Origin of the sequence: Halomonas sp. DP8Y7-1 (genome assembly GCF_019801685.1) — a bacterium.
GTDB classification, from domain to species: Bacteria; Pseudomonadota; Gammaproteobacteria; order Pseudomonadales; family Halomonadaceae; genus Halomonas; species Halomonas litopenaei_A.
The window spans coordinates 294,024-309,321 of record NZ_JAHVIN010000012.1; the positions used below are offsets into that span (position 1 = coordinate 294,024).

General features: G+C 60.7%; 12 protein-coding genes. 3 read left to right on the forward strand and 9 right to left on the reverse strand.

Going from position 1 to position 15,298, the window contains the following annotated elements; all coding sequences use genetic code 11:
• The first annotated feature begins 56 nt into the window (after positions 1-56).
• Positions 57-842: a hypothetical protein gene (locus KUV41_RS15635; protein ID WP_222486692.1), complete on the forward strand. Its 786-nt coding sequence runs from the start codon at positions 57-59 to the stop codon at positions 840-842.
• A gap of 516 nt (positions 843-1,358) precedes the next feature.
• The gene (locus KUV41_RS15640; protein WP_222486693.1) at positions 1,359-3,440 is read left to right on the forward strand and encodes an Ig-like domain-containing protein; all 2,082 of its coding nucleotides are present in this window, start codon (positions 1,359-1,361) and stop codon (positions 3,438-3,440) included.
• Positions 3,441-3,561: 121 nt separating this feature from the next.
• Here the strand turns inward: KUV41_RS15640 and KUV41_RS15645 are convergent, their stop codons facing one another.
• From KUV41_RS15645 to KUV41_RS15665, 5 genes are all read right to left on the reverse strand, one after another.
• Positions 3,562-4,386 carry a phytanoyl-CoA dioxygenase family protein gene (locus tag KUV41_RS15645; protein WP_222485386.1) on the reverse strand — a complete coding sequence of 275 codons (825 nt, stop codon included), beginning with the start codon at positions 4,384-4,386 and terminating at the stop codon, positions 3,562-3,564.
• Entirely contained in the window at positions 4,383-5,744 is a 1,362-nt protein-coding gene (locus KUV41_RS15650; RefSeq protein ID WP_222486694.1) for a M20/M25/M40 family metallo-hydrolase, read from the reverse strand. Before KUV41_RS15650 ends, KUV41_RS15645 begins: the two co-directional genes overlap by 4 nt.
• A 20-nt stretch (positions 5,745-5,764) precedes the next feature.
• Positions 5,765-7,192: a YfcC family protein gene (locus KUV41_RS15655; protein WP_222485382.1), complete on the reverse strand. Its 1,428-nt coding sequence runs from the start codon at positions 7,190-7,192 to the stop codon at positions 5,765-5,767.
• 382 nt (positions 7,193-7,574) lie between these two features.
• Positions 7,575-9,110, reverse strand: a complete 1,536-nt coding sequence (gene hutH / locus KUV41_RS15660) for a histidine ammonia-lyase (protein WP_222486695.1) — start codon at positions 9,108-9,110, stop codon at positions 7,575-7,577.
• Between the two features lie 175 nt (positions 9,111-9,285).
• On the reverse strand, positions 9,286-10,683 hold the full coding sequence (locus tag KUV41_RS15665) for a PLP-dependent aminotransferase family protein (protein ID WP_222486696.1): 1,398 nt from the start codon (positions 10,681-10,683) through the stop codon (positions 9,286-9,288).
• 160 nt (positions 10,684-10,843) lie between these two features.
• Between KUV41_RS15665 and KUV41_RS15670 the strand changes: the two genes are divergently transcribed.
• On the forward strand, positions 10,844-11,404 hold the full coding sequence (locus tag KUV41_RS15670) for a LysE family translocator (RefSeq protein ID WP_222163239.1): 561 nt from the start codon (positions 10,844-10,846) through the stop codon (positions 11,402-11,404).
• A gap of 132 nt (positions 11,405-11,536) precedes the next feature.
• Here the strand turns inward: KUV41_RS15670 and KUV41_RS15675 are convergent, their stop codons facing one another.
• The 4 genes from KUV41_RS15675 to KUV41_RS15690 all read right to left on the reverse strand — a co-directional run bounded on the left by KUV41_RS15675 (position 11,537) and on the right by KUV41_RS15690 (position 15,265).
• Entirely contained in the window at positions 11,537-11,875 is a 339-nt protein-coding gene (locus tag KUV41_RS15675; protein ID WP_222486697.1) for an MliC family protein, read from the reverse strand.
• A gap of 160 nt (positions 11,876-12,035) precedes the next feature.
• Positions 12,036-13,937, reverse strand: coding sequence for a cation:proton antiporter (locus KUV41_RS15680; protein WP_222486698.1), 1,902 nt, complete (start codon positions 13,935-13,937; stop codon positions 12,036-12,038).
• A 149-nt stretch (positions 13,938-14,086) separates the two neighbouring features.
• Entirely contained in the window at positions 14,087-15,061 is a 975-nt protein-coding gene (locus KUV41_RS15685; protein ID WP_222486699.1) for a hypothetical protein, read from the reverse strand.
• 15 nt (positions 15,062-15,076) lie between these two features.
• Positions 15,077-15,265 carry a hypothetical protein gene (locus KUV41_RS15690; protein ID WP_206937860.1) on the reverse strand — a complete coding sequence of 63 codons (189 nt, stop codon included), beginning with the start codon at positions 15,263-15,265 and terminating at the stop codon, positions 15,077-15,079.
• Positions 15,266-15,298: the final 33 nt, after the last annotated feature.

Below are 15,298 nucleotides of genomic sequence, written 5' to 3' on the forward strand. Positions count from 1 at the left end.
GACTGTAGTCCGGTGTCCTTTACACTGGCGGCACAGCATCTGCCTTGAGGTACGCCATGATCGTCACCCTGGATTTCGTCTGCATCCGGCTCCACCCTGAGTCTCGGGCACCGGAAGTGCTGTTGCGAAAGCGGGAGGCGTCACCCGAGCCTGGGAGCTATGGCCTGGTCGGCGGCTGGATCCGCGAGCAGTCCCAGGGGCAGACCCAGGGGCAGACCCAGCCACAGACCCAGCCACAGACCCAGGAGCGGACCCAGAAGCCAGGCGAAGGAGGAGACAGCTGTCTCGATGATGCTGTGCATCGTATCTTGCGCGACAAGGTGGGGCTAGCGCCCAGCTATCTGGAACAGGTCAGGGCCCAGGGCAGTCTCTACCGCGACATAGCGCGAGGATGGTCCGTCACCATTCCTCATCTTTGCCTGTTCAATCGCACCGAGAACGATCGTCTTGCCCTCCAGGATCACCTGCGTTGGGCCTCGCTGTGGGACCTGTTGGACAGCAGGGTGCCTCTGCCGTTTGACCACCTGACGCTGGTCAGCAGTGCATATCAGGCCTTCGTCAACAAGATCAAGTACTCGTCGTTGTTGCTCTACCTGCTGCCGTCCGAGGTAACCATCGGTGAGATCGTCGATGCCTACGCCACCTTCGGTATCGAGGTGAAGAAGCAAACCGTCATCAACCGCTGGATCAAGGCAGGCCTGCTCGAAGAAACCGGCACCACCAGAGCGGTCAGCAGCAAGGGGCCTCCCGCGCGCCTGTTTCGCCTGACGGAACCCACCCTCAGCTACTTCGAGAGCGCCATTGGTAAAAGCCTGCCCGCCGCGCCAACTACCATTGCCTAGGTAGCGCTGCCGGGACGGTAGTGAGGAGAGCTCTCCTGTCAGTAGGGGAGAATAGCGATATTGTCACTCCGCTATTGGTGACAATAGGGCGCTGTCTTTGCCGTCATCTGGCTGGCGCGTTCTAATGCTTGGGTTCCACATTGTCCGCTATGTATGCACTGCCGTGACGACCTTAAAAAGATATGTGCATGATATCTATGCTCCCAGGAGCAGATATTCGGCCAGTCATAAAAGACTGATCCCTTGAAATTGGAACAAACCTTTGAGGTGAGATCCATTATCGCAACATCTGCCGTCGGGTAGTAGCGTGACAGTGCATCGATTCATCGTGTTATTGCTCTTGGAGTGAAACAATATCCGCGTGGTAATTGACCAAAAAAGTGTGCTGAAGTGAAGAATTGTCCCTGCGTGCAGGTTCAATAGGACAATGCTGAAATTCTCACCATCGCATACGCTTGAGTATGGTCGGCACTAGTGGGTAGGCCATAGTACCTGGTGGCTCTTCTGGAGGCGGATATGAACGGTGAGGATACGATGTCACAGACTTCAGTGAATGTTGGTGCGCGATCTGTACCTGACAGCGATGGAGCGTTGGGTGAGGACAAGGGGGTAGCGAGAAGCGAGCTCCCCAGTAGCTCAGTTATCATTGATAACCGCGCAAGCTATGAGGGGTATCTCAACTATAGCTTTGGTGCTCTCGAGCCTGCGGAAACGGGCGCGTTTCGCTGGTCGACGGAGAGTCTGCCTGCACTGACGTCACGCGGAGAGAAACTGTCCTACGTGGTATCGAATGACGGCTTAACACTCACCGCGGAAACCCCTGACGGTATGAGGGTCTTTGAAATAGTGGTGGATAATGTGCTGTCTGGCCACTTCAATGCTACCAGATATAGAGGCTTGGATCATGATAACCCATTGTTACAAGATGGGTTTTCTTTCAACGTTGGCGACTCGCTTATCGTCGATGCTGAGTACGTCCTGACCGATAGCGAGGGTAATACGGCGTCCAGTGCATTGCGTCTACAGTTTAACGACAGTCGGCCTTCTACGCATAGCGATCACGTGGATGCCAATGAAGGTGCCACCTCGGTCTCCTGGAATGTGCTGGACAATGATTCTGGCCGTTTAGATGGGTTAGCGCTCTATCGAGCAAAGGTAGAAGGTGGTGATGAGGTCGGCCAGGTCAGTTTTACCACTGACGGAGAGATCACCTTTATTCCGAATAATGAGTTTGTTGGCCTTGCAACGATTTTGTATGATGCGGTAGACGGTGATGGGGATATGGTTAGGGAGGTTTTCACCGTCCTTATCATTCCTGGCCCCGATAAGCCGGTAACGCCCGACTTGGACGGTGATGACAGTACCCGTAACCCGGCTGTGGTTCTGTGGGAATCACACATTGATGACGTCAAGGGGGTGTTGGTCAAGCAGGGATTTCTCGGCTATGACTTTGGGCTCGATGGACCGGGGCGCTTTACTTGGCACATAGATGACCTTCCTGATCTGACGACGGAAAGCGGAAGCTCGGTGACCTGGTCCATAACGCGTAACGGCCGCCAGATTGCCGGTCATGATGATAATGGTGATCGCGTCATCTTGATTCAGCTGCCGGACGTGGAAAATGGCGCTTTTAGAGTGGCCCTGTTCCAGCCGCTGGATCACGATAGTGTCGGAGCGGAGTATTTGAGCTTTCCTGGAAATATAGATCTGGACGTTGGCTATACGATTTACGATAGCTACGCGGTTAACAATAGCGAGGGGGATAGCGCATCCGGCGTGCTTCATATTAATATCCGGGATAACCCTACCGTGGCGTCTGCGCGGGCATATCGCGCAGATGACGACGTCACCGCTGAGCCCTCTGTCGCTACCTCTGACGTTAGTGCGCTTGTAGCTCCTGTGGCCAGTGCTCTCGTTAGCCCCGACATCAGTGTCCTCGCCAGCCCTGTCGACACCCCTGTGGCCGCTCGTTTTTCTGGCAGTGCATCTTCCACTATTGAGGTGGAGACAGATCGGCTGATCGAGGACGGCTCCAGCTCTGAAGGTAGTTCCAGCTTTGAGGGCAGTGCCAGCTTTGAGGGCAGTTCTAGCTTTCAGGGCAGTTCCAGCATCGAGGGTGGCTACAGCTTCAATGCCAATGCCAATGCCAGCTTTGATGCCAGCACCAGTGGCGGCTACTTCTTGAATATGGGTTCTGGCTTTGATGCCAGTTCCAGTATCAGCTGGGAGGGGCGCTTTGGTGACAAGGTCGTGACGTTTGACCTGGATGCCGAGCGAGTGGCCGAGGTAGGGGAGGATACGCTGACAAGCAGCGGTTCGGTTGAGGTAGCGCTCAGCATTAGCGACCTATTGGATGACTCCGACGAGGGTGATGTACTGTTGACCATGGAGGCGTCACAGGATAGCCATCTGGAGAGCCAAGTGGCTGGTCATGTGACGGGCAGCAGCGGTCAAGGGGCCGATTCCACCTCCAGCAGTGACGCCCAATTCAGTAGCAGTGTCCAGGCGCCGGGTCTTTCCTTGGCCTCTGGCTTCCAGTGGGGCAGTGACAACCCCCTCGGCCAATGGCTGGGAGAGAGCACCCTTATCCACGAATGATGACGATCGATACCCACGCACCCTGCCACGGCAGGGTGCGTTGTTGCGTCCACGGTGTATCGTACAAGGGGGTGTAGCAAACATGGTGTCCCAGTAAGAGGTCAGGACACTGGGGTAGCCATCACTCGACCAGCAATGGGAACAAGGGGTGATCCATGGGGCTTCCTGCCGGCAGCTGTTCATCTAGGCCTGGAAAAGGAGGAGAGGTCGTCCAGCGTCGCGGGGCGTGGACCATGTCATCGCCGAGCAGCCGGACGGAGAAGGCGCGGCGACGTTGCGGCCCCCTGACCCCACCTGCCGCATGCAGCGTCAGCATATTGAAGAACACGGCGTCGCCAGGCTCCAGCGCCCAGCCCACAATGGGGTAACGCTCGCGATGGGCCTCGATGTCAGGCAGGTCGGCAAGACTGCCTTCAGGGAACCACTTCGCTTCGTTGTCCATGAAGGTGCGGGGCATTAGCCACGGACCCTTGTGGGACCCCGCCACGAATTCGAGGGTTGAGGCCCGCGGTACCGGGTCGACCGGCAGCCACATGCTCAGGTTCTGATGACCCTCCACGTTGTAGTAAGGCTGATCCTGATGCCAGGGGGTGCGCTGTCGGGTGCCTGGTTCCTTGACCAGCACATGGTCATGGTAGAGGCGCACCTGGCGCGAGCCCATCAGTCGCTGGCCGATCAACCCCAAGGGCGATTCAAAGATAAAGTGACGATAGGCCGGGTTGTCTTGCCAGTTGCAGAAATCCTCGAAGAACCAGCCTGGATCGTCTGGACGACTGGCCACCTTGGCGCGGGGGCTCGGGTGCTGGATGTTGTGCTCGATGCCTTCTGCCAGTCGGGCGAGTTCTTTTGGACAGAAGATGCCCCGTAGGCAGATGGCGCCGTCTCGCTGAAAGTCTGCCACAACGTCGTCATCGACGATGGTGTCAGGATGTATACGTAGGTTCATGTGCACTCCGCTTCAGCTGAGCCAGGTATTGGGAAGGCGAGCGCTGCCAATAGACGGGTAAAGAACTGCTCGCACTGAATGACCTGCTCAAAGGTGATGTATTCATCGGGCCGGTGGGCCTGGTGGATGCTGCCGGGGCCACAGATGACCGTCGGCGCACCCAATTGGGCAAACAGCCCAGCCTCACAGCCGAACCCCAGCGCCATAGGCTGGGCGGGGCTGCCGGCCAGGTCGGCGATCCAGCGCGGGAACTCGCGGCGCCGCTCATCAAGTGCCGGATAGTGCCCCAGGCTTTCGAGCGTCAGGGATCCGCGCTGAGTTCGGCCGGCCTGCGTTGCGACCGTTGCCGACCCAGTGGGGGACGGTGGTTCAATAGGAAATGAGGCGCAGGCCCTCGGTAAAGAGGCCGTGCTATGAGAGCCCGTGTCGTGAGAGTCCGTGCTCAGGCATCCATGAGGTCGGGATGCATCGATCTTGGATTCCAGCGGGTCACCAACTGCGGAAGGCGGATAGAGCCTTTGCAGGTACTCGCGCAGTTCCTCGACACGCTGATCGGGCAGGCAGCGCATCTCGATATCCATCTCGCAGCGTTCCGGGATGCGGTTAAGGACGGTACCGCCGTGAATGGTGCCGACGTGCACGGTGGACCAGGGAGGGTCGAACCGAATGTCGTGCAGGGCCTGCTGGCGTTTTTCCTGAGCCAGCTGGCGCAGATCAAGTAGCACATCGGCGGCCAGGTCGATGGCATTGATGCCGCGTTCTGGATAGCCGGAATGGCCACCGACGCCGTTCAGGACAGCGCGAAGACCCACGTGGCCCTTGTGAGCAGTGGCAACGCGCATCTCGGTGGGTTCGCCGATGATGACGCCTCTTAGTCGCTCCTGTTGCCTGGCCAGCACTGGCAGCATCAGCGGGGCGCCCTGGCAGCCCACCTCTTCATCGAAGGACAGGGCCAGGATGACCCCATGGCGTGAGCGATGTCGCTGGTGCCAGGCCGTCAGTCGGGTCAGCGCGACGCCAACAAATCCTTTCATGTCAGCGGTGCCGCGGCCGTAAAGCCGGCTCCGGTGTCGACGCGGAGTAAAGGGTGGGGTGATCTGCCAGTTTTGGCCGTCCGCGGGCACCACATCGGAGTGTCCCGAGACGATGATCGCCGGCGCCTCCCTGGGTCCAAATTCGGCGATAAGGTTGGCCTTGTCGCCCGTGCCGTTACGACACAGCGTGACGGTCACGCCTCGCCGTTCCAGCCAGCCTGCGATGAACTCGATCATCGGCAGATTCGAGTGTCGACTCGTGGTATCAAAAGCCACCAGGCGTTCGATCATGGGTACGCTGGCAGGTAACGCAATATCGGCCAACCCTTGTCTCCTCGCAGGTGTCAGGCAGCAGGCCACACGACCGTGGTGGCCAGCAGGACCAGTAGCGCGCCCAGTCCATACAGCAGCGCGATCAAAGGCAGCATGAAGCGAATCCAGCGGGTCCAGGGAATGCCCGCGATGGTCAGGCCAGCCATCAGCCAACCAGCGGTTGGGGTAAACGCATTGGAGATGCCGTCGCCAAACTGGAATGCCAGCACGGCCACCTGCCGATTGACCTCGGCCAGGTCGGCCAGCGGCGTCATGATGGGCATGGTCAGGGCGGCCTGGCCGCTGCCGGAGGTGACGATGAAGTTCATCGCGCTCTGCATTGCAAACATGCCCAGGGCAGCGGCGCTGGAGGAGGTGTCGCCGATGATGGACGACAGGGCGTGGATGATGGTGTCGATGGTATCGCTTTGCTGGACGATAACGACGATGGTAAAGGCCATTCCTACCGCCAGGGCACCGTCCACCATGTCCTTGCACCCGGTGGAAAACGAGGCTGCCAGGCGGTTGGCGCCCATGCCGGCAACTCCGCCGGTAACGATGCCGAGCACCAGGAAGACCCCAGCCATTTCCTTGAGGTACCAGCCGAAGGCACTGACACCGGCGATGATGGCAATCAATGCCAGTGCAAAGGCGCCCAGGATGATCAGGTGACGAGGGGTCAAGTGGATGTGTTCGGCACTGACTTCGCTGGCCTCGGGTGGTGCCAGGCCATAGACCACGCTGCGATCCGGCGAGGCTTGAACGCGGCGCGCATAGAGCATGACGTAGCCGATGCTGACGGCGACAAAGGCTAGCCAGCAGATGATGCGGTAGCCCATGCCGGAAAACAGCGGCAGTTCAGCAATGCTCTGGGCAACACCGACATTGAAGGGGTTGAGGAAGGAACCGGTGTAACCGATGGCGGTTCCAATCAGCGGGATGGCGGCGGCGACCACGGCGTCGTAGCCCACCCGGCGTGCCAGGGGCAGCAGGATGAAAATGTAGACGATGCTGCCTTCGATCATGCCGTAGGTCCCGGAGCACACGGCGAAGAAGGTCATCATCAGCGGGATGATCAGAATTTCCCGGCCCTTCAGGCGCTCCAGCAGGAAGTTGACCAGCCCCTCCACGGCGCGGGATTGGCGCAAGACGCCAAAGGTGCCGCCGACAATAATCAGAAAGAAGATGATGGAGGAACCACTTTTCATGCCCTCGAAGAAGGCATTGAAGAAGTCGAAAGGACCGATGCCGTGGTTGTCGATCAGTCGGTAGGTGCCTTCCACGATAACGGAACGGCCCTGGGCGTTGGTCTCGCGCTCATAGCTGCCACTGGGGATGAACCAGGTCACCACGGCGGCCAGCACCGCCAGCAGAAACAGGATGACAAAGGCGTGGGGGAGCGTCTGATTGGCATTCATGCTCGGCCGGGCGGCCGCATTTCCCTGCGGGTCTTGAGTCATCGCTGATATCTCGCTGGCTAGAATGTCGGTAGACGCGGGCCCGCCTTGTTTTGTACTGCCTTGTCGTTCTCTATCGCTTCTTGTTTTTCCTTATCGCCCCCTGTCGCTCCTATTAGGGCCCTAGAGTCAGTCTGTCCGAGTTAGCTCACCGAGATGCGGTTACGATGCGGTTACATAGCAGCCAGGAAACCCCCAAGGACGCTCTGCCAAGGACGGGGCCGTGGTGTTGCTACGGGGCATCCTTCAATCAGCATCCTTCACGAGATAGGTCGACTCGGCCCACTCATAAGCCCTGACTGAACGTGAATGGCAGGCAGTGCAAAAGGGTATGGTCCGTATCATTCTTTGGGTTTAGCTCGCCGTGGCACGCTGTGTCGAGCCATCAGGCTCGACTGGGCAGAATGGCGCCAGATATCAGCTGAGAAAGCGCACCACGATCAAGCAACTCGATGGCAACCTGGATGTCGGGGGCGAAGTACCGGTCGTGATCGTAGTGCGCCACGTGCTTGCGCAGGCTGTGTCTGGCCTGCTCCAGCAGCGGCGTCGTGGTGAGTCCGTCGCGCATGTCCAACCCTTGGCAGGCGGCCAACCACTCGATGGCCAGCACGCCTCTCACGTTGGCGGCCATGTCCCCGAGTCGGCGCGCCGCGGCAGGAGCCATCGAGACATGGTCTTCCTGGTTGGCAGAGGTCGGCAGGCTGTCGACGCAATGAGGATGAGCCAGTGCCTTGTTCTCGCTGGCCAGTGCGGCGGCGGACACCTGCGCGATCATGAAGCCGGAGTTGATACCTCCGTTGTCGACCAGGAAAGGCGGTAGCCGCGACATATGAGTGTCCATCATCAGTGAAATCCGGCGCTCGGACAGGGCACCGATCTCCGCCAGTGCCAGGGCCAGGTTGTCGGCGACCATGGCGACAGGTTCGGCGTGGAAGTTGCCGCCCGACAGAATGTCGCCGCTGTCGGCAAACACCAGAGGGTTGTCGCTGACGGCGTTGGCTTCGATATCGAGGATGCGGGCGGCGTGGCGCAGCTGATCCAGTACCGCCCCCATGACCTGTGGCTGGCAGCGCAGCGAGTAGGGGTCCTGGACCCGGTCGCAATTGGCGTGGGAGTTGCCCACGGCGCTCTGATCCTCAAGCAGTTCGCGGAAGACCCGTGCCACGTCGATCTGGCCTTGCTGGCCGCGTAGCTCGTGAATACGCGCGTCGAAAGGCACCCGTGACGCCAGGCTGGCCTCGACGCTCAGCGCACCGCAGACCAGCGCACTTGCCAGCAGGTCTTCCGCCTCGAACAACCCCTTGAGCGCCAGCGCGGTAGAGACCTGGGTGCCGTTGAGCAGCGCCAGCCCCTCCTTGGGGGCCAGGGTCAGCGGGGATAGGCCAGCAATGTCCAGCGCGTCCCGTCCACTTAGCACCTCACCGCGATGGCGGGCCTGGCCCTCACCCAGCAGCACCAGGCTCATATGCGCCAAGGGCGCCAGGTCTCCAGAGGCGCCGACGGAGCCCTTGGCCGGAATTAGCGGTGTCACCTGGGCGTTGACCAAGGTGATCAAGGCCTCGATCACCTCCCGACGTATTCCGGAAAAGCCCCTGGCCAGGCTGTTGACCTTGAGGGTCATGATCAGCCGCACCAGAGCGTCGTCCAGCGGCTCGCCAACGCCGGTGGCATGGGACAGCACCAGCGAGCGCTGCAGGTCGTTCAGGCGGTGTCGATCGATACGGGTGTGGGCCAACAGGCCGAAACCGGTGTTGATGCCATAGGCGGTGCGATCTTCGCGTATCACCGCATTGACCGCCTCGACCGAGGCATCGATGGCGGCCGTGGCGGTAGGCGGCAGGGCGATGGCGAGGGGGCTCTCCAGCTGGCGCCGTGCGTCCTCCAGGCGAAGTTGACCGGGGGTAATGACGAGGGTGGGCATGCTGATGAACTCCCTGTGAGGTGACGCGATGAGCGGGCGTTACCTCGAGTCTAATGTATATACATTAGACGCTCCATGCTTCGCGCTGGAGGTGTCTGCTCCAGCACGACATGGCCGCAGATCTACGCTGCAACGGCAGCTGACTGGACGGCAGCCGCTTTGGCGAAAGACTTGGCTACAGGGTGGCCCAGGGACTGGTGTTGCCCTCGTCAAGCACCCGCCGCAACGTCGTCAGTGCCGTTGTCAGCCGTGCTCTGCTGGTGGCTGCTCCGACACACAGACGGATGGCCTGTGGTGCGGGGTCGCTGCCGCTGCAGAAGGGCTCAGGTGTCGCGACCAGCACTCCTTCGCGTTGCAACAGCGTCTGCACTTCGCTGGCGCGACGGCCCTCTGGCAGCGGCAGCCAGAAGTTGGCGCCATAGGGCAGACTGCGCGGTTCCAGGTCGGCCAAGGTGCTCTGAGCCAGGCGCTGGCGAGCGGCCAGTTCCTGCTCCTGCCAGGCCAGCAATGTGGTATAGCGAGGTGAGTCGATCCAGCGACAGGCGACTTCGGCCATCAGCGGTGGACACATCCAGCTCTGGGCGCGCATCAGGCTGCCGATGCGCTCGCGCAGCGTGGCCGGCATCTGCAGAGTGCCGACCCGCAGCCCGCCGGAGAGAATCTTGGAGGTGCTGAATATCTGTAGCGTTCGATGGGGGACCAGGCTGACCAGCGAAGGGCCCCGCTGCGCTGCCGGCACATATTGCACCGCATCTTCCACCACCCAGAAATCGTAGCGTTCGGCCAGCTCGGCCAGATGCTGACGTCGTTCGCTCGACATCACCGCGCTGGTGGGATTGTTCTGATCCGGTGTGACGTAGATCAGTCGGGGCACCTGTCGCCTGCAGCGCTGCTCCAGCGCATCGGTGTCCAGACCATGCTCATCCAGCGGAATGGCCATGGGCCGCAGGTGAGCATGGCGGCTAGCGGCATTGAAGCCAGGATAGGTGAGGGCATCCGCGGCAACATGGTCGCCAGGGCGGGTCAAGGCTCTTAGACACAGGTCAAGGCCGTGCTGTCCTCCTTGGGTGACCGCCAGCACCTCGTGCAGTGGGAAGCCAAGGGCTGCCAACCATTGGCTGAGGGCCTGGCGGTGGGCCGTCGTGCCGATATCCGGCTGGTAGGCAGCCGCCATGGCAATAGCGGCGGGATCCTGGCTGACCTCCACCAAGGCGTCGCGCAGGCACTCGTCGCGCCATGGATGGGGGGGCGCAAAGCTCAAGCTCAGGTCAATCACGTCGGACTGATCATCCGCGACGTGAACGCTGAAAGGCGGCTCGTGAGAGTCCGTATCACGGACATAGGTGCCACTTCCCACCCGTGACATCACCCAGCCCCGCTGCTGCGCCTCGGCGTAGGCGCGGGTAATGGTGCCCACGGTGACGCCCAGCGCATCGGCCAGGGTCCGTTGCGGGGGCAGTCGATCGCCGGCGGCGAGTCGGCCTTGGTCGATGGCATCACCGATGGCCGCGGCGATCTGGCGATAGCGGGCCGATCGGGAGTCGAGCTCGAGGGAGGGGATCCAGACTGTCATGGTGACAATAAACCCTTTGACGCCAATTGTGGCCTGAGTATGCTTTCTTTCATGGGGGGGCAATTTGCCGTGATTAACACCATAATGCAAAAAATGTAGGGATACAATTGTGGAAGAGACCGTTAGCCAGCTCGCCTACCTGCTACCCGCGGCGCTGTTCATGGTGTCCATGACCATCACGCCAGGTCCCAATAATGTGATGCTGACCGCCTCCGGCGCCAACTACGGCTTCCTGCGTACCCTGCCGCACCTGTTCGGTATCCTGGGCGGCTGTTTTGTGCTGTTCGCCTCGATTGCGCTCGGGCTCGGGGTGGTGTTCGAGCGCTATCCGGTGGTGCAGGGCGGGCTCAAGCTGATTGGCAGCCTGTACCTGTTGTACCTGGCCTGGAAGATCGCAACGGCCCCACCGCCGGATCTGCGGGTCGGCGATGCCCGCCCGTTGACCTTCGTGCAGGCGGCGGCATTCCAGTTTGCCAACCCCAAGGCGTGGGTCATGGGCATTGCGTTGATGGCCGGGTTTCTGCCTGACGGTGGCAACCCCTGGGTCAACGCCCTGTTGCTCGCGGGCGTAGCGGAACTGGTGGGGCTCCCGTGCATTGCCCTGTGGGCAGGGTTTGGCACCGCCATCGGTCGCCTGCTGACGACCGACCGAGCCTGGCGAGTGTTCAACGGGCTGATGGGCGCTCTGACCGCAGCTTGTGTAGTGATGATCCTGCGCTGAGGGTCAGGCCGGGGAGCGTCACCTGCCCCGGCAAGATCGACAGTTCTGGCAAGCCAAGCGGTTCTAGCAAGCCAAGCCATTGGAGCAAGCCAAGCAGTTGGAGTAAGCCCAGCGATAGGCGAGTGAAGGGGCTTAACCGCTGACTTCGCAGTTGACCGGCATGCGCCTGCCAATTGTCCAGGTGGCTTCATTACCCTTGCCGCGGAACACATGCTGGCCATTTTCCGAGGCGTAGCTCATGCCCGAAGCGACAGGCTGACGCTCAAGAGGATAGCGATCGCCGCGCATCCGGACTTCCGCCGAATCGGGACTGTCGAAGACAATCGTGAACTGGCTGCCATCCTGGCAGATGTAATCGGCGGAGGGTGAAGCTGCCTCATCTGCCGGGGGCTCATTTCCTTGCTGTCCAGTGCCAGCGCAGCCGGTTATCAGCAGGGCGAGGGCAGCAGCGGGAATCCAGCAAACCTTCATGACGTTTCTCCTTGTCGAAAGTCCTGTCGCAGAGGGTGGCGGCCATCGCTGGCCGCTTTAGCTTGGTGTGCTCGAGGAACGTTAAGTTCCGCGGCGGCGCTGTCCATGATGAGCCGTCCCGGCCGCTGGCGCCAGGGTGTGATGGCACCTGGCGGGGCCATCAGGACCCTGAGTCGGAGTCTGGAGCCTCGCCGTCATTGCCGACGTTGCTCTCGTCCGTAGTGTCGGCTGACGGCTGAGCCGAGGCGCGCTGTTGCCTGGTGCGCTGGCGCTGGGCCTTGTCTTCAGGGGTGTCGTCGGGCACCAGGGCGAGCAAGGTTTCGCCGGTGTCCGCATCGAAGCTCTCGTCCTTGTGCATGACCCTGACGTCGCCGTCTTCGGCATAGGCGGAGATCACCCGAGCATCCGGGTTGTCTCGGCGATAGTCGTCGAATGAGTAGCTGTCGCTAAGGCGTGTCAGGCGCACGCACCAGCCTTGGCGAATCCGTGAATTGGCCTCTTCATAGTCGAGCTCCTTGGCGAAGAAACGCCCTCCCAGCGTCTGCTCGAGCTGGTCGCCGCCGACGCCTCCGCCGGGAGCAAAGCGATAGACCCGGTGATGTCCGAACTCCGGAGCGTAGTGCATGCACAGCAGCGCGTTGTAGTCATCGTTGTCGGTCAGCGCAACCATACTGTCGAAGCGATTGAGCTCCAGCGTCAGCTCGGCTTCCTCGGTGAGCACTTCGCCGTAGTAGGTCGGGATATCGCGTCCTCTGACCTGGCGCAGGTGATTGTAGTTGCGGTCCGCGATCAGCACCGGTCTTCCCTGGGCCTGAATTGCCTCGGCCAGGGCCGCGGTAAAGGGATTGGCGCCGACGATCAGCAGCCCCTTGGTATCGGTGGACTGCAACTTGAGCCGGCGTGCCAAGGGCTGCAGCGAAAAGCCATGCAGCAGGACGGTCACGGCGACAATGGCAAACGCCAATGGCGAGAGCAGGGCGGCGTCCTCGACGCCAACATCGCTGAGGCGGGCTCCAAACAACCCGGCGATGGCTACCGCCACCACGCCTCTCGGGCCGATCCAACCCACGATCAGCTTTTCCGAGAAGGGCAGGTCGACCCGGATCAAGGCCAGGAATACCGCCACTGGCCTGACCAGCAGCAGCACGACGGCGACGAACACATACTCGCGCATGCTCAGGGTGGCCAGGGTTCCAAGATCCACCTGGGCAGCCAGCAGGATAAACACGCCCGACACCAGCAGGACGGTGATGTTCTCCTTGAAGCGTCGAATCTCGTCCAGGGACGACAGCGACGAATTGCCGATCACTACCCCCATCACCGTGACCGCCAGCAGCCCGCTTTCATGGAGCAGGGCATTGGGTAGCGTGTAGGTCGCCATGACCAGAAAGATCATGACCGGGACTTTCAGGAATTCGGGAATCTGTCCGGCCTTGATCGCGCGTATCAAGCCCCAGGCCGTGGCCAGTCCGACCGCGGTGGCGACGACAATGCCCAGTAGCATATGGCCCAGGGTCACCGACAGGTCGTGGGATGAATACATCACGATGGTGATTTCGAAGGCCAGCACCGCTGCCAGAGCGCCGACCGGATCGTTGAGAATCGCCTCCCAGCGCAGGATCTCACCGGGACGCCGCTTGAGGCTGGCCTGGCGCAGCAGCGGAATGATGACCGTGGGGCCGGTCACGATCAGGATGCCGCCCAGCACCGATGCCGAGGCCCAGGACAGACCGCCGATGTAGTGTCCCGACAGCGTGGCCAGGCCCCAGACCAGCGGTCCGCCGAGAAACACCAGACGCTTGACGGCGAGCTCTGCCCCTCTCAGGCGGGTCAGGTTGAGGGTTAGACCACCCTCGAACAGAATCATGGCCACGGCAACGGCGACCAGGGGTTCCAGCAGGTCGCCGAAGACGGCGTGGGGGTCGAGCACCCCGCTGACCGGGCCGATGAGCACACCGCTGAGCAGCAGCAGGACAATGGCGGGCACTTTCCAGCGCCACGCCAGCCACTGCGCACCGATACCGAGCGCCGCTATCAAGCTGAAGGCGAGAACCGGGGACATGGTGACTTCCTTGTTGTGAAAATTGTTGTGAAAATTGTGGTGAAAACAGAGACCTTTGATCCACACGCTAGGCGGCTGCAAGGCGAATCACAAGGCGCGGTGTAAACGCTTGCCTGGGGTAGGTGAAACCAGGTCGTCGCGACACTGGATCAGCGAATGGTGCGGCGGGAGCTCGTGACTGGCGTGTCGCTGATATCGCTGGGGGGAAGCAGTCGAGGGTAGGGACGACTGGGAAAGGTAAAGCCCGAAATAGAGATGATCTTGTCTCGTGTCAGCGACAGGGTATTGGTCGGTAGCGGGGCAGCCAGATCAAAGTCGTGTCCGCCGGTAATGACGATACGACGCCTTTTGTCTCGATATCCCGAGCGTACCGGAATCACACCAATGCCTCGGGAAATCACGCTTTCTTCATCTGGCTCCGGTAGCAGGGTAGGTAGCCCGATGTAGACTTTATCGTTCTCGAGACTAATCAGAGCGTAGGTGACCTGTCGATACGTTAGCCGTTTCAGTATCGCGGCCAGTGCCGCCCTGTCCTCCGGGTCATGTCGCTTGATCTTTCCGCAGCGTAGATGGGACAAGACGTCTCGTCTGGCACGGTAGATCGCGGCATTGTGGGCGAAGTCAATCTTGGCCTGTGTCTTGATGGTGATGAGCTGGTGTTCGATGGGGGCCTTATCTTCGAGCAGCAGCTCCACTTGTCGCTTTCTGGCCCGACGAAGCCTCTGGGCACCTAGCCAGTTGACCCGTTGGCAAGTGAAAGCGGTCATCCAGGTCAGCACGATGGAGCAGAAGGACAGGGACGCCAACTGCAACGATGCCAGGGTGGACGGATCGAGCTGACGACCCGGGTACAGGCCCGACCCCATCAGGTTTGCCAGGTACAGAAACAGGTGGGTGTCAGGCAGAGGGGTAATGCCTGTCCAGCGCCCGATGCATGTGCCAATGGCAGGGAGCAGATAGCCAAAAAGTGCCGCAACGAAGGCAACGATCAGAATACCGAACTTGGCAGCCCGGATGTACAACAGCCAGCCATGATAGAGGCTGATGCGAATCTGCTCTCTGGGACTTTCGGTGATGTAGATGTAGCCGCAGACCAATACGGGAAAGATCAGCAGGCCGATCATGGTCAGCGACTGGCGCTAGAGAATATCGTGATCAAGCCGCTGCCGCTCCAGTTCAGCGGCGTCCTTGCTGGCGTACTTGCGGACCACGATGGTACCCGATGGCGTCACCTCGACGTCATCCCAGCCGACCGTTTCCGCAGCCTCGATGGAGGTCGTTAGCTGCTGTTGAATCTGTTCCAGTACGAGCTGCCCTTCGCTACTCATGGCAATGCCTCTTTTTCGCGTACCTTGGATAAA

Excerpts from the sequence above, each read along its gene's own strand:
- KUV41_RS15635 (WP_222486692.1), top strand. The coding sequence starts at position 57 with ATGATCGTCACCCTGGATTTCGTCTGCATCCGGCTCCACCCTGAGTCT.
- KUV41_RS15640 (WP_222486693.1), top strand. The coding sequence starts at position 1,359 with ATGAACGGTGAGGATACGATGTCACAGACTTCAGTGAATGTTGGTGCG.
- KUV41_RS15645 (WP_222485386.1), bottom strand. The coding sequence starts at position 4,386 with ATGAACCTACGTATACATCCTGACACCATCGTCGATGACGACGTTGTG.
- KUV41_RS15655 (WP_222485382.1), bottom strand. The coding sequence starts at position 7,192 with ATGACTCAAGACCCGCAGGGAAATGCGGCCGCCCGGCCGAGCATGAAT.
- hutH (WP_222486695.1), bottom strand. The coding sequence starts at position 9,110 with ATGCCCACCCTCGTCATTACCCCCGGTCAACTTCGCCTGGAGGACGCA.
- KUV41_RS15665 (WP_222486696.1), bottom strand. The coding sequence starts at position 10,683 with ATGACAGTCTGGATCCCCTCCCTCGAGCTCGACTCCCGATCGGCCCGC.
- KUV41_RS15670 (WP_222163239.1), top strand. The coding sequence starts at position 10,844 with ATGGTGTCCATGACCATCACGCCAGGTCCCAATAATGTGATGCTGACC.
- KUV41_RS15675 (WP_222486697.1), bottom strand. The coding sequence starts at position 11,875 with ATGAAGGTTTGCTGGATTCCCGCTGCTGCCCTCGCCCTGCTGATAACC.
- KUV41_RS15680 (WP_222486698.1), bottom strand. The coding sequence starts at position 13,937 with ATGTCCCCGGTTCTCGCCTTCAGCTTGATAGCGGCGCTCGGTATCGGT.
- KUV41_RS15685 (WP_222486699.1), bottom strand. The coding sequence starts at position 15,061 with ATGATCGGCCTGCTGATCTTTCCCGTATTGGTCTGCGGCTACATCTAC.
- KUV41_RS15690 (WP_206937860.1), bottom strand. The coding sequence starts at position 15,265 with ATGAGTAGCGAAGGGCAGCTCGTACTGGAACAGATTCAACAGCAGCTA.